Here is a 15,986-nt window from a genome sequence, read left to right as displayed (position 1 = left end):
TCAGCTTGTCCTTTCCCGCCAGGGTGCCAGCACAAGATCGCGGGTGACCAGCACGCGCACCGGCGCACCCGGACGGATCGTGATAGTCGGCTGGATATCGAGGTTGCGCTGCGTGATATGGTCGCCGGAGCGCGCGGTGTTCGACTGCGCGGATTCGCGGATCGACTGGACGAGATCGCTCTCGCCTGAGATAGACAGTTCCGAGCCAACCCCGAGCATGGTCGCTATCGCCACCCCCTTCAGCAGCGACCATGTGTGGAAGTCGACTTTGTCCGAAACGCCCGCATAACCAGCAGCATCCGTGGCGGGCATATTGTCGAACTGGATAGAACTGCCATTCGGCAGGATCAGCCGCTGCCAAATGACGAACGCGCGTCGCTGCCCGAACGCGACCACGCTGTCGTACTTGCCAATCAGGCGGGCACCTTGCGGCACGAGCAGGATGTTGCCAGTGACCGTGTCGAATACGTTCTGTGTCACCTGTGCGGTGACCATGCCAGGCAAATCGGAGTTCAGCCCAGTGATGAGGCTGGCAGCAATCACGCTGCCGGCAAGCAGGCTATTAGGCGATATGGGGTCAGCCAGCCCATTAGAGTTGATATGCCCATCGGCGCGCGTGAACGCGAATTGCTCCTTACGCGTGCCGGGCGCGGCCTGCGGTGCCGTCGGAGCGCTCGGAGCAGCCAGCGTTGGATCGATCGAGGCAGAGACAGTGGCAGTTGGCCCACCCGACACGTGCGCCATCAAACCAGACTCCCGCGCGGCCTTGAGATCGGCGAGGCGCTGTTGCCGGGCAGCCTCTGCAGTATCGACATGTTGGGGCGCCGCAGTCGCCACAGCTTGCTGCTGCGCGCGCAGGATCGGACGCCCGAGATCGCCTGGCAGTGGCGGGCCGAGCTTGGGCGCATCGCCGTAGCTGTTAGGCAGCCCTGAAAGCGCGTCGGAGGCAGTCTTCGCCATCGGCTGCGACAGTTCGCTATCCTGGGCAACCTGCCGGAAAACTTGCGGCTTCAATGCCATCCAGGCGATGCCCATCAGGCTTGCCGACCCAAGCGCCACCGCACCGATGATCGCGCCGCGCTTGAACCGAATGGCGCGAGCGGGCCGCGAGCGGATCGACAGAGTTTCGGGATCGACTTTCGGCGGCGCGGCAGACTCCGGGGAAGCTGCGACGAGATCGGTCATGTGCCCCTCCGCTTGGCGGTAGGCGACACGCGATCAATGTGTACCACCTGCTGTTTCTTCGTGCCGAGCCGGAGTTCGGCGGCATTGAAGATGCGATCGACGACATAGAATCGCTCGCGCAGACGATAGTTGACCAACTCGGCCTTGCCATCCGTGCCGATCACGAACAGCGGCGGCGCCTCGCCGGTCGCCAGCGACGCTGGAAACTCGACATAGGTCTTCGACCCGTCGTCGAACACGCGTAGCGGCCGCCAGGCCGTCCGGTCGCCGCGGATAGCATAGTTGAAATGCAGCTGTTCGATGGCGAGGCCGCTGGCAATCGGCACCGCGGCTTGCGTTGCTTCGGCCTTGCGGCGCAGCGCGATCAGCTCGTCCTGCGGATAGGTCCAGCGCATTGACGACAGGGCCGTGCCTCCGGTGCTGACCAGCCCGACATGATAGGCACGCCTGTCGGTGGTGATGACCAGGTTCGTCAGCAGGCCGGCCGAGATGGGTTTCACCAGCACATGGGTCTGCTTGGCGGCGCCCGAACCGCTGGTCGTATCACCAATCACCCAGCGCGCGGTGTCGCCGCTGGCAACTGCGACGAGGTTTTCGCCAGGCTGGAGCGCAATGTCGGTCACCAGTCCCGGCGCGGCATAGACCTGATAGATCGTGCCCTCGCTGAACATATAGACTTGCGATCCGCTGACGAACCCAGTCGCGGCCGGTTGCACTGTCGCACTCCGCATCGCCGCCTGCACATTCCTCAGCACCGATGGCACGGTTTGTTCCTGGGCGAGCGCAGGGCTCGCCGCAATTAGTCCGGCGAGCGCCGGCAGCATGAGATAATTCATGGGTTGGTCTCCTGTTTGTTCGTGGGAACCAGTACGGGTTGATTGGCACCGAGGGCGGGATGGAAAGGCGATGCGAGCGGGAGGTTCGCCGGCGGCTCGGTTGCAGGACGCGCAGCGGGTGTCGGCGACGGCGAGGGCGCCGTGTCGAGTTCGCGGCTCCAGTCGATCGCATTGACGTAGATGCCGAGCGGGTTCTTGCGCAGCATATCGGCCGAGGTCGGCGGGCGGGTGACGGTGGTGAGGATCGCGGTCCAACGGCTTACCCCGGTCTGCGAACCGCGCTCGAAAGTCGTCTCGATCCACTGCACCTGGAAGCTCTTGTCCGAGGCGCGGACCACGCTCGTCACCTGCACCGAAACCGTACGTGTCCCCATATTGGCGAACGGCAACGCTGAGCGGGCATATTCGCCGAGGAACTGCGCGCCCCGCTTGGTTACGAAATCATAAGCCTCGAGCCAGTCGCGGCGCATCAGTACCAGGTCGAGCGACACCGACCGGACGTTGGTGATGAAGTGCGAGAGGTGCCAGGCGACCTGTGCGTCGGTCGGCCGATACTCGGCATCGGCTGTCTGCACGGCGCGCGCCTCGCCCAGCCGATCCACCTCGACGACATAGGGTGTCACCCGGCTCTGCAAGGATTGCCAGATGAGACCTGCCGATGTGCCGCCGGTCAGCGCGAGGCAACCAAATGCCATCAACCGCCAGTTTCGCGCCTGCACCCGTGCCGAGCCAATCCGCTCGTCCCACAGTTGTCCTGCGCGCTGATATGGCGTCTCGGGAGGTGGCGTGCGCCCGTAGCGCTGCGCACTTCGCTTGAAGAACATGGTCAATCGTTCCTTTCCTTGAGGTCGGGGGTGGCGGATGCGCCGCCGCGATCACCGTGCTGGAGCGCATGGATCGCCTGGCTCTGACGATGGCGGTTGGTCTGCTGCTGGCGCATCGCGCGCGCCCAGGCGGGCGTCCCGCCGGCCGATTCAATCGGATTGGATGGCGGTGAGCTTCGGTTGAGCGCATCCCAGGCAGCCTGACGGCCGCCGGCCGCAGCCTCGCCAAGACCAAGGGTACCGCCGACGCGGGACCGCGCGGCATTCCCGGCCGCCTGCGCAACACCGCCCAGGCCCGCGCCGACCGAGGGGCTCGCGGCCGTCTCGCGACCAAGCTGGTAGGCAGTTGACGCAGCGGACCCCATTGCCGTGCCCGAGCGGACCGCGCCCAGGGCCGCACCGGCCGCCACGCGCGCTCCGCCCACGGCGGCGCCGCCAGCCAGCATCGTCACGCCGGCAGCGCCAACGGCAGTGCCGAGGGCTGCACCGGCACCAAGCTGGGGTGCGCCCGACACCAGGCCCGAGGCGATCGCCGGACCGAATATGCCCAGGCCAAACAGGGAAAGGCTCGCGAGCACGAGGCTCATGGCCTGGCCGATGTCCGGTTCCTGGCCTTGCAGCGCGTCAGTGAACTCGGTGAAGAAATTGGAACCGATGCCGACGATAACGGCGAGCACCATCACCTTGATGCCGGAGGAGACGACGTTGCCCAGCACGCGTTCGGCAAGGAAACTCGTTCGGTTCCAGAGCGCGAAAGGCACAAGGATGAAGCCGGCCAGCGTGGTCAGCTTGAACTCGAGGATGCAGACGAACATCTGCACCGCAAGGATGAAGAAGGCGACGATCACCAGCGCCCAGGCGAACAGCAGGACCATGATCGTCAGGAAATTGTCGAAGAAGGTCGTGAACCCGACCATCTCGCTGGCCTGTTCGAGCAGTGGCCATGCGGCCGAGAAGCCCGTCCCCGCAAGCCGCCCGGGCTTGAGCAGATCATCGGGCGAGAGCGTCCCGCCACCGGCCGTAAGGCCAGCCTGCGTGAACGAGCGGAAGATGATGTCGGCTAGTCGAGAGAAGCTGTTCAGGATGAAGGCGAACGCGCCGACGTACAGGATCTTGCGCAGGAACCGGCCGATGACATTGTCCTCGCCGCCCATCGCCCAGAACAGTCCGGCAAGCGTGATGTCGATGCCGATCAGCGTCGCGGTCAGGAACCCGACATCAGGCCCAAGCAGTCCGAACCCACTGTCGATGTAGGTGATGAACGCCTGAAGGAAGCGATCGATGACATTGAGGTCGTTCAATTGACTGCCTTCCTGATGGAGCGAAGAGGTGTCGCGGGGCGCGGCTGGGGAGCTGGACCGCGCCCCACGACGGCGATCGAGGGCATGAGAGGGAGCGCCGCCGACCGCGGACTCGGATCAGGCATGGAGCCCGAGGGGGCTATTCAGGTGTGTAGGCCGATCCGGAACCGAGGAACTTCTTCGTCGCCGCGCGGGCTTCCGCCGCCTGCGTTGCCCGGCGCGCTTGTTCGACGGCCTCGCTGCGAAACTGCGCGGCCATCATGTGCTGGAGCTGGAACTGCTGCTTTGCCGTGAGCGCGAGAAGCTGGTTCGTCGCCTGCTGCGCTGCAAGCGAACCATCCGCGCCCTGGCTGCGTGCGACGATGTCGGCCAGCGCCTCGGTGTCCGACTGGATGTTCTCGACCACCTGGGCCTGCACGGTCATCGTCTGGCGGAACGCGCCCATGCTGGCGTCGAGGCGCCCCCGCGCGTCGCGTACGCGGGTATCGGTGCGCAGTACCGAGCTAAAGTCCTGGGGAAACAGCGACTGGAACTTGTCGTCGAGCTGGTCGACCCGAAAGTCGATGGCCTGCGCGCGGCCCATCAGCCGGTCGATTTCGGTGAGCTTGCGCTTGAGGGCGTCGAGCTGCGGGAAGTCGATGCGCGTCAGGTTCTTGCCCATGTTGACCAGCATCTGCGCTTCGTTCTGGAGTTGCTGGATCTGCTGGTTGACGGTCTGCAGCGTGCGTGCAGCGGTCAGGATGTTCTGCGCGTAGTTTCTCGGATCGAACACGACGCCGCCGAACTGGGCGTGTGCCGGGCTCGCCGTTATCGTCATCGCGCCCATGCCAAGCGCGCCGCACGCGCCGAGGCCGAGGACGGTCGCGATCACATGCTTTCGAGTGAGGACACGCATTACTTGTCTCCTTCTTGGGGGGCTTGGGAAGCGGGAGGACCGGGGAAGTCGGCGGCGAGGTCGGCCGCCCAGTCGAGGCCGACATCGCGCAGGAAGGCTTCGGCGAAGCGGTCATGCCCATGCTTGGCAAGGACTGCATCGATCCGGGCTTGCGCTGCGGGATCAGACGAGCCGCACAAGGCCAGCGCGATCGGGCCCAGCCCCAGTTCGAACAGCCGGTTGCCGCGTGCGGACTGGAGGTAATAGTGGCGCTTGGGGGTGGCCCGCGCGATCAGCTCGACCTGCCGGTCATTGAGGCCGAAGCGCGCGTAGATGTCATGACCCTGCGGCTCGATCGCCCGATCGTTGGGCAGCAGGATCCGCTGCGGGCAGCTTTCGATGATGGCCGGCGCGATCGCGGAGCCCGCAATGTCTGCAAGGCTTTGCGTCGCGAACAGCACAGCTACATTCTTCTTGCGCAGCACCTTCAGCCATTCCCGGATGCGGGCGGAGAAAAGCGGATGGTCTAGGAAGATCCAGGCCTCATCGAGGATCAGCAAGGTCGGGCGGCCGTCGAATCGCTCTTCCAGCCTGTGAAACAGATAGGTCAGCACGGGCGCGACCGCGCCTGCCTGGCCCATCAGCGCCTCGGTCTCGAAGCACTGGACGTCGGCCAAGCTAAGATGCTGTTCGGCGGCATCGAGCAGCCGGCCATGCGGGCCTTCGAGCGTATAGGGCTGGAGCGCAAGGCGCAGCGGGTTCGACTGCAGCAGCAGCGCGAGTCCGGTCAGGGTTCGCTCCTCGCGCGGCGCGGAAGCAAGGCTGCCGAGAGCGGTCCAGATCGCGTCTTTCACTTCCGGCGTTACGACCAAGCCCTCGTGCGCGAGCAGCGCCGCGATCCAATCTGCTGCCCAGCCTCGTTCGCCCGCATCCTCGATGTTCGCAAGCGGCTGGAATGCCAGCGTCTCGCCGTCGGCCTCGGCCGAGCCGAGCGCGTGATGGGCGCCGCCCATCGCCAGTACGGCCGCCCGCGCGCTGTTGCCCTTGTCGAAAATATAGACCTGCGCGCGCGGGTATCTGCGGAATTGCAGCGCGATGAGGCTCAGCAGCACCGACTTGCCGGCGCCCGTCGGCCCGACGACCATCATGTGCCCCACATCACCGACATGGGTGGAAAGCCGGAACGGCGTCGAGCCGGCGGTCTTCGCAACCAGCAATGGCGGTCCGTCGAGGTGCCCATTGCGCACCGGCCCGGCCCACACCGACGAAAGCGGCATCAGGTGCGCGAGATTGAGCGTATGCACCAGCGGTTGCCGGACATTGGCGTAAGTCTGGCCCGGCAACGAGGAGAGCCAGGCCTCGACCGCGTTGACGGTCTCGCGGACGCAGGTGAAGCCAAGCCCGTTGACGATCCTCTCGACGGCGCGGACCTTGTCCTCCACCGCCGTCCGGCTCCGGTCCCTGACCGTGATCGTCGTGGTCAGGTAGCCGAATGCGACATGGTCGCCGCCAAGCACCTGGAGCGCCTGGTCGGCATCGGCCACCTTGTTGTCGGCATCGCTGTCGAGCAATTGCGCGGGTGAATTATAGAGCACCTCGCGGAGAATTGCGGTGATGGACTTGCGCTTGTTGAACCATTGGCGCCGGAGCGAGGTAAGCGTCTTGGTCGCTTGGCTTTTGTCGAGCGCAATGAAGCGCGTGACCCACCGATAGCCAAAGTCCTGGTGGTTGAGCGCATCGAGGATGCCGGGACGGCTGAAGCTCGGGAAGCCGAGGATGGTCAGCGTACGGACATGCAGGTCGCCAAGGCGCGGTTCAAGCCCGCCGACCAGCGGCGTATCTGAAAGCAGCCCATCGAGATACATCGGCGTTTCTGGCGCGGCGATCCTATGATGACGGTCGGAGATCGCGCCATGCAGGAATGTCAGCGTCTCGCTATCGTCGAGCGGGCGCACCTGCGGCATGAAGCCGCAGAGCAGGTCGAGCACGCGGACGGTCTCGGCAACGAAGCTTTCCAGTGCGCCGCGCCAGTCGCGTGTATTTTCGCCATCGGGCCGCTCCACAAGGCTCCGTCCCGCACGGTCGGCCGCATCTGCCGGTGGCAGCCAGGTCACGGTCAGGTGATAGTGACTTTCGAAATGCGTCCCCGCCGCCTCGAAGGCCGCTCGGCGCTCGCCATCGACGAGCCAGCTCGCCGCATCGGCAAAGCTACTGTCGGGATAGGCCTGCGCCTCGCGCCGCTCCGCGTCGAAGAATAGCGCCCAGCCGCTGCCGAGTCGCTTAAGCACATTGTTCGCCCGCGCGCAGGCGGCGACCAACTCGGCCTCGGTCGCGGACTCGAGGTCTGGACCACGGAAGGCAAGCACCCGCAGAAAGCTGCCGTCCTTGTTGAGCACCACGCCGGGCGCCACCAGCGCCGCCCAAGGCAGGTGATCGGTAAGGCGCTCGGCGGACGCGCGATATTCGCCCAGGAACATCATTTCAGGTGCCTCAGCATGCGAAATATCCCTTCTGGCGGATGTGGCGCAGGAGGACCGGCGCGAAATCGGGATCACGGCGGGCGGCCATCACGGCGATGCTATGGCCGACGGCCCAGAGCAGCACCCCGGCCAGCCACTGCTGGAGGCCGAGGCCGACCGCTGCCGCCAGCGTGCCGTTGACGATCGCTAGGCCCCGCGGTGCGCCGCCGAGCAGAAGCGGCGAACCCAGCGCGCTGTGGATCGGCACCTCGTAGCCATCGATATGCTCTGATCCGGAGGACATGGCGCCGGTCACGAGATCAATGCTCCGCCGCCGAAGCTGAAGAAGGACAGGAAGAAGCTCGAGGCGGCAAAGGCAATGGAGAGACCAAAGACGATCTGTATGAGTCGCCGGAACCCGCCCGCGCTCTCGCCGAAAGCGAGCGTCAGGCCGGTCACGATAATGATGATCACGGCGACGATCTTGGCTACCGGGCCCTGCACGGATTCCAGCACCTGCTGCAGTGGTTCTTCCCACGGCATGCCGGAGCCGGCCGCCTGGACTTGGGCGGCGAGCGCCAACGCGAGGCCGATCGCGGCGCCGACAAGCGACGAGCGGTTGGCGATGCGGCGGGGATTGTGGGCAAAGGTCATGGGTCAGGTCTCCTTCGGGCTGGGTTTGGGGGAATTGAGCTTGGGAAGATCGGCGAGCGCGTAGGCGCCGGTGTCGGGATCAAGCCCGGCGACACGCGCGATCGTGGCGACGCGGCGGTCAACGCCGCGCCCGGCGATGAAGACGATGATGTCGATCGCCTCGGCGACCAGTTGGCGCGGCACGGTGACGACCGCCTCCTGTACCAACTGTTCGATGCGGTAGAGTGCGGCCTGGGCGCTGTTGGCGTGGACCGTCGCGATCCCGCCGGGGTGACCGGTATTCCAGGCCTTGAGCATGTCGAGCGCTTCGGGGCCGCGGACCTCGCCGACCACGATGCGATCGGGGCGCAGGCGCATGGTCGAGCGCACCAGCTCGGTCATCGACACATGCGGCGGACGGGTGCGGAGCGCCACCGTGTCGGGCAGCGGGCATTGCAGTTCGCGCGTGTCCTCGATGAGGATGACGCGGCTATCGAGCCTCGAATGTTCTGGGGCCATCTCGGCGAGCAGCGCATTGGCGAGGGTCGTCTTGCCCGAGCTGGTGCCTCCGGCGACGAGGATGTTGCAGCGCTGGGTGACAGCGGCGCGCAGGGCGTCTGCCTGGACCTCCGACATCAGCCCATCGGCGATATAGTCGTCGAGCGTGTGCAGCCTCGTGGCAGGCTTGCGGATGGAGAAACAGGGTGCGGACGACACCGGAGGCAGCACGCCTTCGAAGCGCTCGCCGGCGCAGCCCTCGATATGCGGCGGCAGCTCGGCCGATAGGATCGGGTGCTCGGCATGGACCTCGGCCCGGACATGGCTCGCCACCAGCCGGATGATCCGCTCGACCTGGTCCGGTTCGATGCGGGCCCCGGTATCGGTACGGCCTTCGCCAAGACGGTCAAGCCGTAGCGCGCCGTCCGGATTCACCATGATCTCGGTGACTTGGCTGTCGCGCATCGCGGCGGCAATGTCGCGGCCTAGCGCCGTGATCAGCATCCGGCGACGGCGCTCAGCCGAGGTTGCCGGCCCTGCGGTGTCTGGGCGGCCGCTCATTCGCCATTCTCCGAAGAACCAGCCAGGGTGCGCCGCCCGGTCGAGACTTGCCGTCCGACCTGGGTCACGAAGGCTTCGAACCTCTTGGCTCCGAGCGCGCGGCCCGCTTGGTCGTTTTCGGCGAGCGGCGTCTGGATCGCGAGTTCGAACCGGATGAAGAGGGCGAGCGTCTCGAGGATCACATAGGTGTCGCGATCGACCCGGCCGATCGCCTGCGTGAGCCGGTCGAGGCGGATCGCGAACCGATCCTCCAGCTCCGATGCGCCCCGGCGATTGAGCCAGGCAGTAACCGCATCGACGAGGATGGCCGACTTGCTGGCGCCGGGCCTGGCGGCGAGCGCTTCCAGCCGATCGGACACGGGCTTGGGCAGGAACAGCTGATGGCGGATCTTCTCCATGATCAAAATCCCAATTGGAGGTCGTCGGGGCGATCCGAGGCGGCATCGAGGCCGTAGACCGTGCGCACGGTGCCGAGCTGCTGGACCCGGTCCATCGCGCGGCGTTCGGCAGCCTGATCGCCATCGTCTTCGCCAAGGCCCAGGGGGTCTGCGACCTCTGGCTCGATGACGACTGCCGGTTCGATGTCGTGCGCGGGGTGACGCGCCTGCTCGAGGCCGCCGGCGTCGGCTCCTTCATCGGCATCATCTTGAGCGGAGAGGCGAATGTCGGCGCCGCGAACCTGTCCAGCCCAGTCATCCGGGCGAGCTGCAGGAAGGTCACGATAGCCGGCGCCATCCAGTATCGGTGCGGGCGAGAGCCGCTCTGTGAATCGGCGATCATCGTAATAGCGCAGCTTCTTCACGCGTATCGGGGGGTGTCCAGAGATCAGGACCAACCCATCGGTGGACGCAAGCTGCATCACCTCGCCGGGCGTCAGCAGAGCTCGCGCAGTCTCCTGGCGGCTGACCATGACGTGCGCGAGCCAGGGCGCGAGCCGGTGCCCCGCATAGTTGCGCATCGCGCGCTGTTCGGTCGCCGTACCAAGGGCGTCCGAGATCCGCTTGGCGGTGCGCTCATCGTTGGTGGCGAACGCGATGCGCACATGGCAATTGTCGAGAATGGCGTTGTGCTCGCCATAGGCCTTCTCGATCTGGTTCAGGCTCTGCGCGATCAGGAAGGCGCGAACCCCGTAGCCCGCCAGGAAGGCGAGGCTCGTCTCGAAGAAGTCGAGCCTTCCCAGCGCCGGGAACTCGTCGAGCATCATCAGCAACCGATGTCGGCCCTGTGCGGCCTCACCGTCCTTGCCGACGCCGTGCAATTCCTCGGTCAGCCTGCGGCCGATCTGGTTGAGGATGAGGCGAACGAGCGGCTTGGTGCGGCTGATGTCGGACGGCGGCACGACAAGGTAGAGCGAGATCGGATGCGCTGCTTCGACGAGATCGGCGATGCGCCAGTCGGAGGCGGCGGTCACGGCCGCGACGGTCGGGTCCCGATAAAGGCCAAGAAACGACATGGCGGTCGACAGCACGCCAGAGCGTTCGTTCTCACTCTTGTTAAGTAGTTCACGGGCGGCAGAGGCGACCACGGGGTGGACGAGCGGCGCATCCGGCGTACCGAGATGGTTGGTGGCCATCATCCTTCGCAGGGTCGCAGCGAAGCTGCGTTGCGGGTCCGACAGAAGGCAAGCGACGTTGGCAAGCGTCTTCTCTTCCTCGGCATAGAGCACATGGAGGATAGCGCCGACCAGGAGCGAGTGGCTGGTCTTCTCCCAATGGTTGCGACGTTCGAGCGCGCCCTCGGGATCGACCAGGATGTCGGCGATATTCTGGACGTCGCGGACCTCGTTCACCCCGCGCCGGACCTCGAGCAGCGGGTTGTAGCGCGCCGAGCGAGCGTCGGTCGGGTTGAACAGCAGGCAGTGCGAAAAGCGCGCGCGCCAGCCGGCGGTCAGCTGCCAGTTCTCGCCCTTGATGTCGTGGACAACAGTCGAGCCGGTCCAGGAAAGCAGGGTTGGAATGACCAGCCCCACGCCCTTGCCCGACCGCGTGGGCGCAAACGCCATGACATGTTCGGGGCCGTCGTGGCGCAAGTCATCGCGGTCGATCCGCCCCAGCACGACGCCGCGCTGGTCGAGGAGACCGGTACCTTTGATGTCCCGGCGCGTCGCCCAGCGGGCCGAGCCATAGGTGGTCAGGTTTTTGGATTGGCGCGCGCGCCATACCGAACCGAAGATCGCCGCGCCGCAGCCGACGAAGCCGCCAGCAGCTGCGATGGCACCGGCCTTGTCGAAGACGACAGGAGCATAGGCGTCGAACGAAAACCACCAGGGAAAGATCGACCAGGGACGGTAGACCGGCTGGCCCAGCAAGACGAACCAGGGGGCGCCAAGCTCCGGCTGATAAGCGAGCTGCGCCGCGGCCCATTGCGTCGCTGCCCAAATGCCCGCGAGGATGATCGCCAGCACTATGATGAGTTGTCCAATGAGTAGTTTTGTCGGGGTCATGCGGGCCTCCGCCCCGGTCTGGGAACTGACCGCGGGCTAGGGCATATGGTCCCAGAAGAACGGCCGAGGCGTCACGGCGTCGCTGGTATCGCGAGGCATCTCCTTGCGGTCCCCAGCGACCGGTTCCGGACCGGCGCCGTGTCGGGGTGGCGAATCGCACACGCAATTCGCTGGCTCATGAAGATCGATGGCGTCATCTCAACCCGCTGCCCGCCATGGTGGCGTTTGCCGCACTGGTGTCTTGCAGCGAAGCCTTCCGGGTATCGCGAAGAAGATGCTGACGCAGACTTTGCGCGATATGGACGGAATTGGCTGATCAGCTGTCATGTCCGAAAGGTCCGCAGTGGCGTCGATAAGCGCACCAGTGCGGCCCATCTGCTTTCCCATTCTGGATGCCCAAGTCTGGCCGGTAGCGGAATGTCTGAATCGGAGCTGGGTGGCGGGGATAGCCGACGCTCACGCGCAGGCAGCTAGCGACTAGATATTGCCGCTCAAAAGGCGTGGTGCGAACGTCCGGATCGGAGAGACGCTGCCGGACAGCATGCGTCCCAGACCTTGGCGTTGGGTGCGGTTCCATCGATTACGAAAGCCGCCCTTGCCGGTGTTGCAAAAGGGGTCCCTTTCGCAATGCATTGCAGACATGATCTGGTAGAGAACGACTATTCGCTTTAAGAGGCAGCATGTCCTCACAGCTTATCGCCGCACTCGAATTGGCAAAGCGCGCCGCCTTACGTGACCTGGTCTCGAAGTTTGATCCCAATCTTGCACGATGGGCGAACTTTAGGGCTACTACCGTCGATCCTTTCGCCGCTGCTCTAATGTTAGAACCCGTCCTAGAGGCCATAAACGATAAATGGATGCACACGCCCGGAGGCGGAGGCGCCCGAATTTCTCTCGCCAGTTGCGCTATCTATCTGATCGACCGATCCATCGATGTGGCTCCGGCCGAGATTGTTTCAGATTTGCTGAGATTTGCCGTCGAACACACAGTTGTCACTCGCGAAATTCGTGCTGTCGAAGGGCTGAAGGTTCAACATGCCATCGAACTAGACGAGGGGCTGTCGATCGTTCCCGGAGAACAACTTGTAACCGCTGGTCCAGGCGCCCTGATATTTTCGAACGGGAACGTGCCGTCCCATGGCTACGGGGCGCCGCCTCATGCAGCTATCGTCCGCTCCGAAACCTTCACTGTAGAAATCATGGCTCCTCCAACGGATGCGATGCCGCCCATGACCACCTTGCGCAATCACGAGAGCCTATTTGCAGCGGCAATGTCTGCCATTGTTCTTGCGTCGACGGGCGCCCCCCATTTTCGCCAAAGCTTTACCATCGTTGATAGTCCTGGCTGGCCGTGGATGGCTGCGCCAGGCTTTGGTGGCAGCGAACCTTTTCCAGTTCTGGTCCCATATTTGGCCGCTGTCGATCCTCAGCGCCTGATTGCCGCGTTTAAAGCACTTCGAAAGTTCGGGAACGAATTGGACCTTGCTATTGGAAAGCTCGAATCTTCGCGGCGGCGCCTTCGCCTCGATGAGCGTATGGTCGACCTCGGGACAGCATTAGAGATCGTGTTGATGCATGGCGCAGAGGGTTCCGGCGAGATCATAAATAAGGTGGCAACCCGGGCTGCTTGGCTGATAGGCGAATCCGGCGAGGATCGCTTGGCCACTTTCAAGACGGCGCGTGATCTGTATTCCGAGCGTTCGAAGGCTGTGCACACGGGCAAGCTAAAGACCACCAAGGCGCCGGCATTCCCGGGTGACGATTCCGCTTATGCCAAATATGACAAGCTTGTAGCGGATGTGATTTTCGCTATCGCGAAACGCAAATCATGGCCCGATTGGACTCGCTTAGTCCTAGATGCCGATGGCGTGACGTGATCTCGTTTTACGACATCCTGTATTCGAGCCTGCGGATCGCGAATCGCCCGTCGCACATGGAGCACTGGCGATCGCGCCGCAAATGATGATTATTAAAGCGTCGGGAACGGCTACCATGGCGTGATTGAAAAGCAGGCTTTTGCAGGAAATTCGACGGACTTTGATCGCGCTCGATGCTCGTCAGTCTGCTCGCATTAATTGCCACCCAACAATCTGGTCCTTGAATGGCTGTAAACGCATATAGGCACGCTTTGATAGATCGAGTTCATAGCTCAAACTTTTCTTTATTTCCGCATGGATGTGGATCGAGTTTCTAGCCTCGTAGAACTCAATAAGCTCGTCTCTTAACCAAGGCTCGAGTATACCCAAGAGACAGGCGCATTCAGCCTTGCGGTCGAATCTTACTTTGCTCTCGTCTGTTCTTCCCACACCCTCGTAGGTCGGGATGATCCTCTTCCCGTCGTGCTCAAGATGCTTTTCCAAGGCTTCTAATGCCTGCGAAGGTATGGATATCTGCTTCTTCATTGGAAATTCGGTAAGAGCAAAAACTTGTGGGTGGTTCGCCAAATTAACAAAAAGAATATGGTGAATAGCTGCCTCATACATTGATGCATATGAGAGAATCTGAGAGCGAATTTGGGCCCTCTGTAACCACTCGTCGGCACCAATTCCCTCAAGAAGCTTGTAGATAATCCGTGCCGACATGAACTCCTCACCCAAGCGAAGTGCTAGATGAGGATCATCAATAAAACTGAAGTACGATAGATGCCAATCTTCCGGCGGCAAGTGGGATCGAGTATATTCATCCACTGCCTGCTTCACGTCCGCATTGAAGGCCATCAGCGCCCATCTCCTTCGACAAGTCATTCAACCTAGAATGAAAGCCGTGTCAGGCGCAACGCTGCGCAAACTTCTGCCGTCACCCAACAGCGATTGTCCGGTGCCAAGCGGGGTCAGTCGGGCCTGAGAATTTGGTTCTGGCCAGATCTGACGTTCGACAAGTCGCGAGGGAACGGTAGCTTTGGCCTAAACTCGACGCGCCGGTCCGGCAGAGAGCATCCTTGCGGGAATGGCAAGTTTTAGGGAAGACGCATTGGCTTCTATGTGACCGGGATGGGCGCGTTGCTGCCCTCCAGCATGAGGCTTCTACAGGTCAGTGAATGGCGGCTTTGTTGGGTCGGTTTCTCCGAAGACGAAATTCGGGAGAGTCCCAAACCGCGTCCTTTGCAGCAATGTGCGGCAAACAGGCGTTCTCGCTCACCCGCGACCTTTAGCGTGTATCTTTGCTCGTTTTATGTGAAGCCTCTAGGACGGCCTCGTCGCGGTGCCCTGAACTCTAATTGGCTGGTCGCTGTCGATCAGTGAGGGTTCTTGATCCGCTTTTGTAACGGTCGCCTCCAACCTTGTGCTTCAACGCTTTTCTGTTCTATATTTGTGCCACTATGCCGACCTGCATAGCAACCGGTCCCGCCCACGTATTTGGAGTTCGCACAGCTTGCGCATCGCCGTCCCCTTCCTTGGCAGAGCGCGCCAAGTCTGAGCCATGCGGAGCGATCTCGATCATCTGCCGCTACACAAGCAGCGCGAGTTGGACCTTGTCGTGGAAATGCTGTTCCAGGGGCTTCGCGACGCCACCGGCACGGCGACCGGGCGGCGCAAGTCCGGGCGGATCCTCAAGATCATATTGTTCGGATCCTATGCCCGCGGCGACTGGGTGGATGCCCCGCTCGATGCCAACCGGTACAAGTCCGACTATGACCTGCTGGTGATCGTCAACCAGAAGGACCTGACGGATCGTGCAGCCTATTGGGACGAGACCGACCAGCGGATCGTCACTGCCTATAATTTCGAGAAGACGCTTGGCACGCCCGCCAATTTCATCGTCCACTCGCTGCAGGAGGTGAACGACGGGCTGGCGCATGGCCGACTGTTTTTCATGAATATCCTCAACGACGGCATCCTTCTCTACGAATCTGACGATCGACCGCTGAAGACGCCGGTTCCCAAGACGCCGGACATGGCCCTGGTGGCCGCAGAGGATTATTTCGCCGAGTACATGGCTGACGCAGCCGAATTTTTTGGCGGCTACCAAGATGCCATGCGCCGTGAGCATTTCAATTTGGCTGCATTCCTTCTCCATCAGATGGTTGAGAATCTCTACCAGGGCCTATTGCTGACTTTCACCTTCTACACCCCCTATGATCACAACATTTTGTTCCTGCGGGACCTTGCCGAGGATATCGACCGCAGCCTCTTCGACGTCTGGCCGCGCGGTACGCGGCGGGAGCGAGCGCTCTACCAGAAGCTGAAGGATGCCTATCGCAAGGGCCGTTATTCGCGCCATTACAGGATCAGCCGCGAGGACCTGGAATGGCTCGCCGGCCATGCCGAGGTTCTTGGGCAGCGCGTCCATGCCTTGTGCCAGTCGCGCATCGCCGAATTGCGCAGGGCTGTTACCGGCCAGGCTTGAGCCGGCGTCTTGCGCCCTTCGCACC

The 15,986-nt window shown here is 63.2% G+C and carries 15 protein-coding genes; 3 read left to right on the top strand and 12 right to left on the bottom strand.

Annotated elements, in window-relative coordinates; genetic code table 11:
- The 11 genes from CG471_RS12955 to CG471_RS12905 form a co-directional block, all read right to left on the bottom strand.
- Positions 1–1,185, bottom strand: a complete 1,185-nt coding sequence (locus tag CG471_RS12955; RefSeq protein WP_099232117.1) for a TrbI/VirB10 family protein — start codon at positions 1,183–1,185, stop codon at positions 1–3.
- Positions 1,182–2,021: a P-type conjugative transfer protein TrbG gene (gene trbG / locus CG471_RS12950; RefSeq protein WP_099232116.1), complete on the bottom strand. Its 840-nt coding sequence runs from the start codon at positions 2,019–2,021 to the stop codon at positions 1,182–1,184. The genes CG471_RS12955 and trbG overlap by 4 nt, the downstream gene beginning before the upstream one ends.
- On the bottom strand, positions 2,018–2,845 hold the full coding sequence (trbF, locus tag CG471_RS12945; RefSeq protein WP_099232115.1) for a conjugal transfer protein TrbF: 828 nt from the start codon (positions 2,843–2,845) through the stop codon (positions 2,018–2,020). Before trbF ends, trbG begins: the two co-directional genes overlap by 4 nt.
- A 2-nt stretch (positions 2,846–2,847) precedes the next feature.
- Entirely contained in the window at positions 2,848–4,146 is a 1,299-nt protein-coding gene (gene trbL, locus CG471_RS12940; protein ID WP_099232114.1) for a P-type conjugative transfer protein TrbL, read from the bottom strand.
- A gap of 139 nt (positions 4,147–4,285) precedes the next feature.
- Positions 4,286–5,041 carry a P-type conjugative transfer protein TrbJ gene (gene trbJ / locus CG471_RS12935; protein ID WP_099232113.1) on the bottom strand — a complete coding sequence of 252 codons (756 nt, stop codon included), beginning with the start codon at positions 5,039–5,041 and terminating at the stop codon, positions 4,286–4,288.
- The gene (gene trbE, locus CG471_RS12930) at positions 5,041–7,500 is read right to left on the bottom strand and encodes a conjugal transfer protein TrbE (protein WP_099232112.1); all 2,460 of its coding nucleotides are present in this window, start codon (positions 7,498–7,500) and stop codon (positions 5,041–5,043) included. The genes trbJ and trbE overlap by 1 nt, the downstream gene beginning before the upstream one ends.
- Before the next feature lie 10 nt (positions 7,501–7,510).
- On the bottom strand, positions 7,511–7,783 hold the full coding sequence (locus tag CG471_RS12925) for a VirB3 family type IV secretion system protein (protein ID WP_026109541.1): 273 nt from the start codon (positions 7,781–7,783) through the stop codon (positions 7,511–7,513).
- A gap of 8 nt (positions 7,784–7,791) precedes the next feature.
- A complete protein-coding gene (locus tag CG471_RS12920) occupies positions 7,792–8,133 on the bottom strand; it encodes a TrbC/VirB2 family protein (protein ID WP_099232111.1) in 342 nt (113 codons plus the stop codon).
- A 3-nt stretch (positions 8,134–8,136) separates the two neighbouring features.
- Positions 8,137–9,171, bottom strand: a complete 1,035-nt coding sequence (gene trbB / locus CG471_RS12915; protein WP_218964252.1) for a P-type conjugative transfer ATPase TrbB — start codon at positions 9,169–9,171, stop codon at positions 8,137–8,139.
- Positions 9,168–9,569 carry a CopG family transcriptional regulator gene (locus CG471_RS12910; protein WP_170828658.1) on the bottom strand — a complete coding sequence of 134 codons (402 nt, stop codon included), beginning with the start codon at positions 9,567–9,569 and terminating at the stop codon, positions 9,168–9,170. The genes trbB and CG471_RS12910 overlap by 4 nt, the downstream gene beginning before the upstream one ends.
- Before the next feature lie 2 nt (positions 9,570–9,571).
- A complete protein-coding gene (locus tag CG471_RS12905; protein WP_099232109.1) occupies positions 9,572–11,614 on the bottom strand; it encodes a conjugal transfer protein TraG in 2,043 nt (680 codons plus the stop codon).
- A 187-nt stretch (positions 11,615–11,801) separates the two neighbouring features.
- Here CG471_RS12905 and CG471_RS30190 point away from each other — a divergent pair, with 187 nt between their 5' ends.
- Together CG471_RS30190 and CG471_RS12900 are read left to right on the top strand one after the other, a co-directional pair.
- On the top strand, positions 11,802–11,930 hold the full coding sequence (locus CG471_RS30190; protein ID WP_143560203.1) for a helix-turn-helix domain-containing protein: 129 nt from the start codon (positions 11,802–11,804) through the stop codon (positions 11,928–11,930).
- Between the two features lie 364 nt (positions 11,931–12,294).
- Positions 12,295–13,491 (top strand): HEPN domain-containing protein, encoded by a 1,197-nt coding sequence (locus CG471_RS12900; protein ID WP_099232108.1) that lies wholly within the window; start codon positions 12,295–12,297, stop codon positions 13,489–13,491.
- Positions 13,492–13,671: 180 nt separating this feature from the next.
- On the opposite strand, the gene CG471_RS12895 is transcribed toward CG471_RS12900, so the two are convergent.
- Entirely contained in the window at positions 13,672–14,331 is a 660-nt protein-coding gene (locus CG471_RS12895) for a hypothetical protein (RefSeq protein WP_099232107.1), read from the bottom strand.
- A gap of 703 nt (positions 14,332–15,034) precedes the next feature.
- Here CG471_RS12895 and CG471_RS12890 point away from each other — a divergent pair.
- On the top strand, positions 15,035–15,961 hold the full coding sequence (locus tag CG471_RS12890) for a HEPN domain-containing protein (RefSeq protein WP_099232106.1): 927 nt from the start codon (positions 15,035–15,037) through the stop codon (positions 15,959–15,961).
- Positions 15,962–15,986: the final 25 nt, after the last annotated feature.

This window comes from Sphingobium sp. IP1, from assembly GCF_002708645.1.
In the GTDB taxonomy this organism is placed as follows: Bacteria; Pseudomonadota; Alphaproteobacteria; order Sphingomonadales; family Sphingomonadaceae; genus Sphingobium; species Sphingobium yanoikuyae.
The sequence above is the reverse complement of the archived record's forward strand: the minus strand, read 5'-3'. Positions and strand labels throughout refer to the sequence as shown.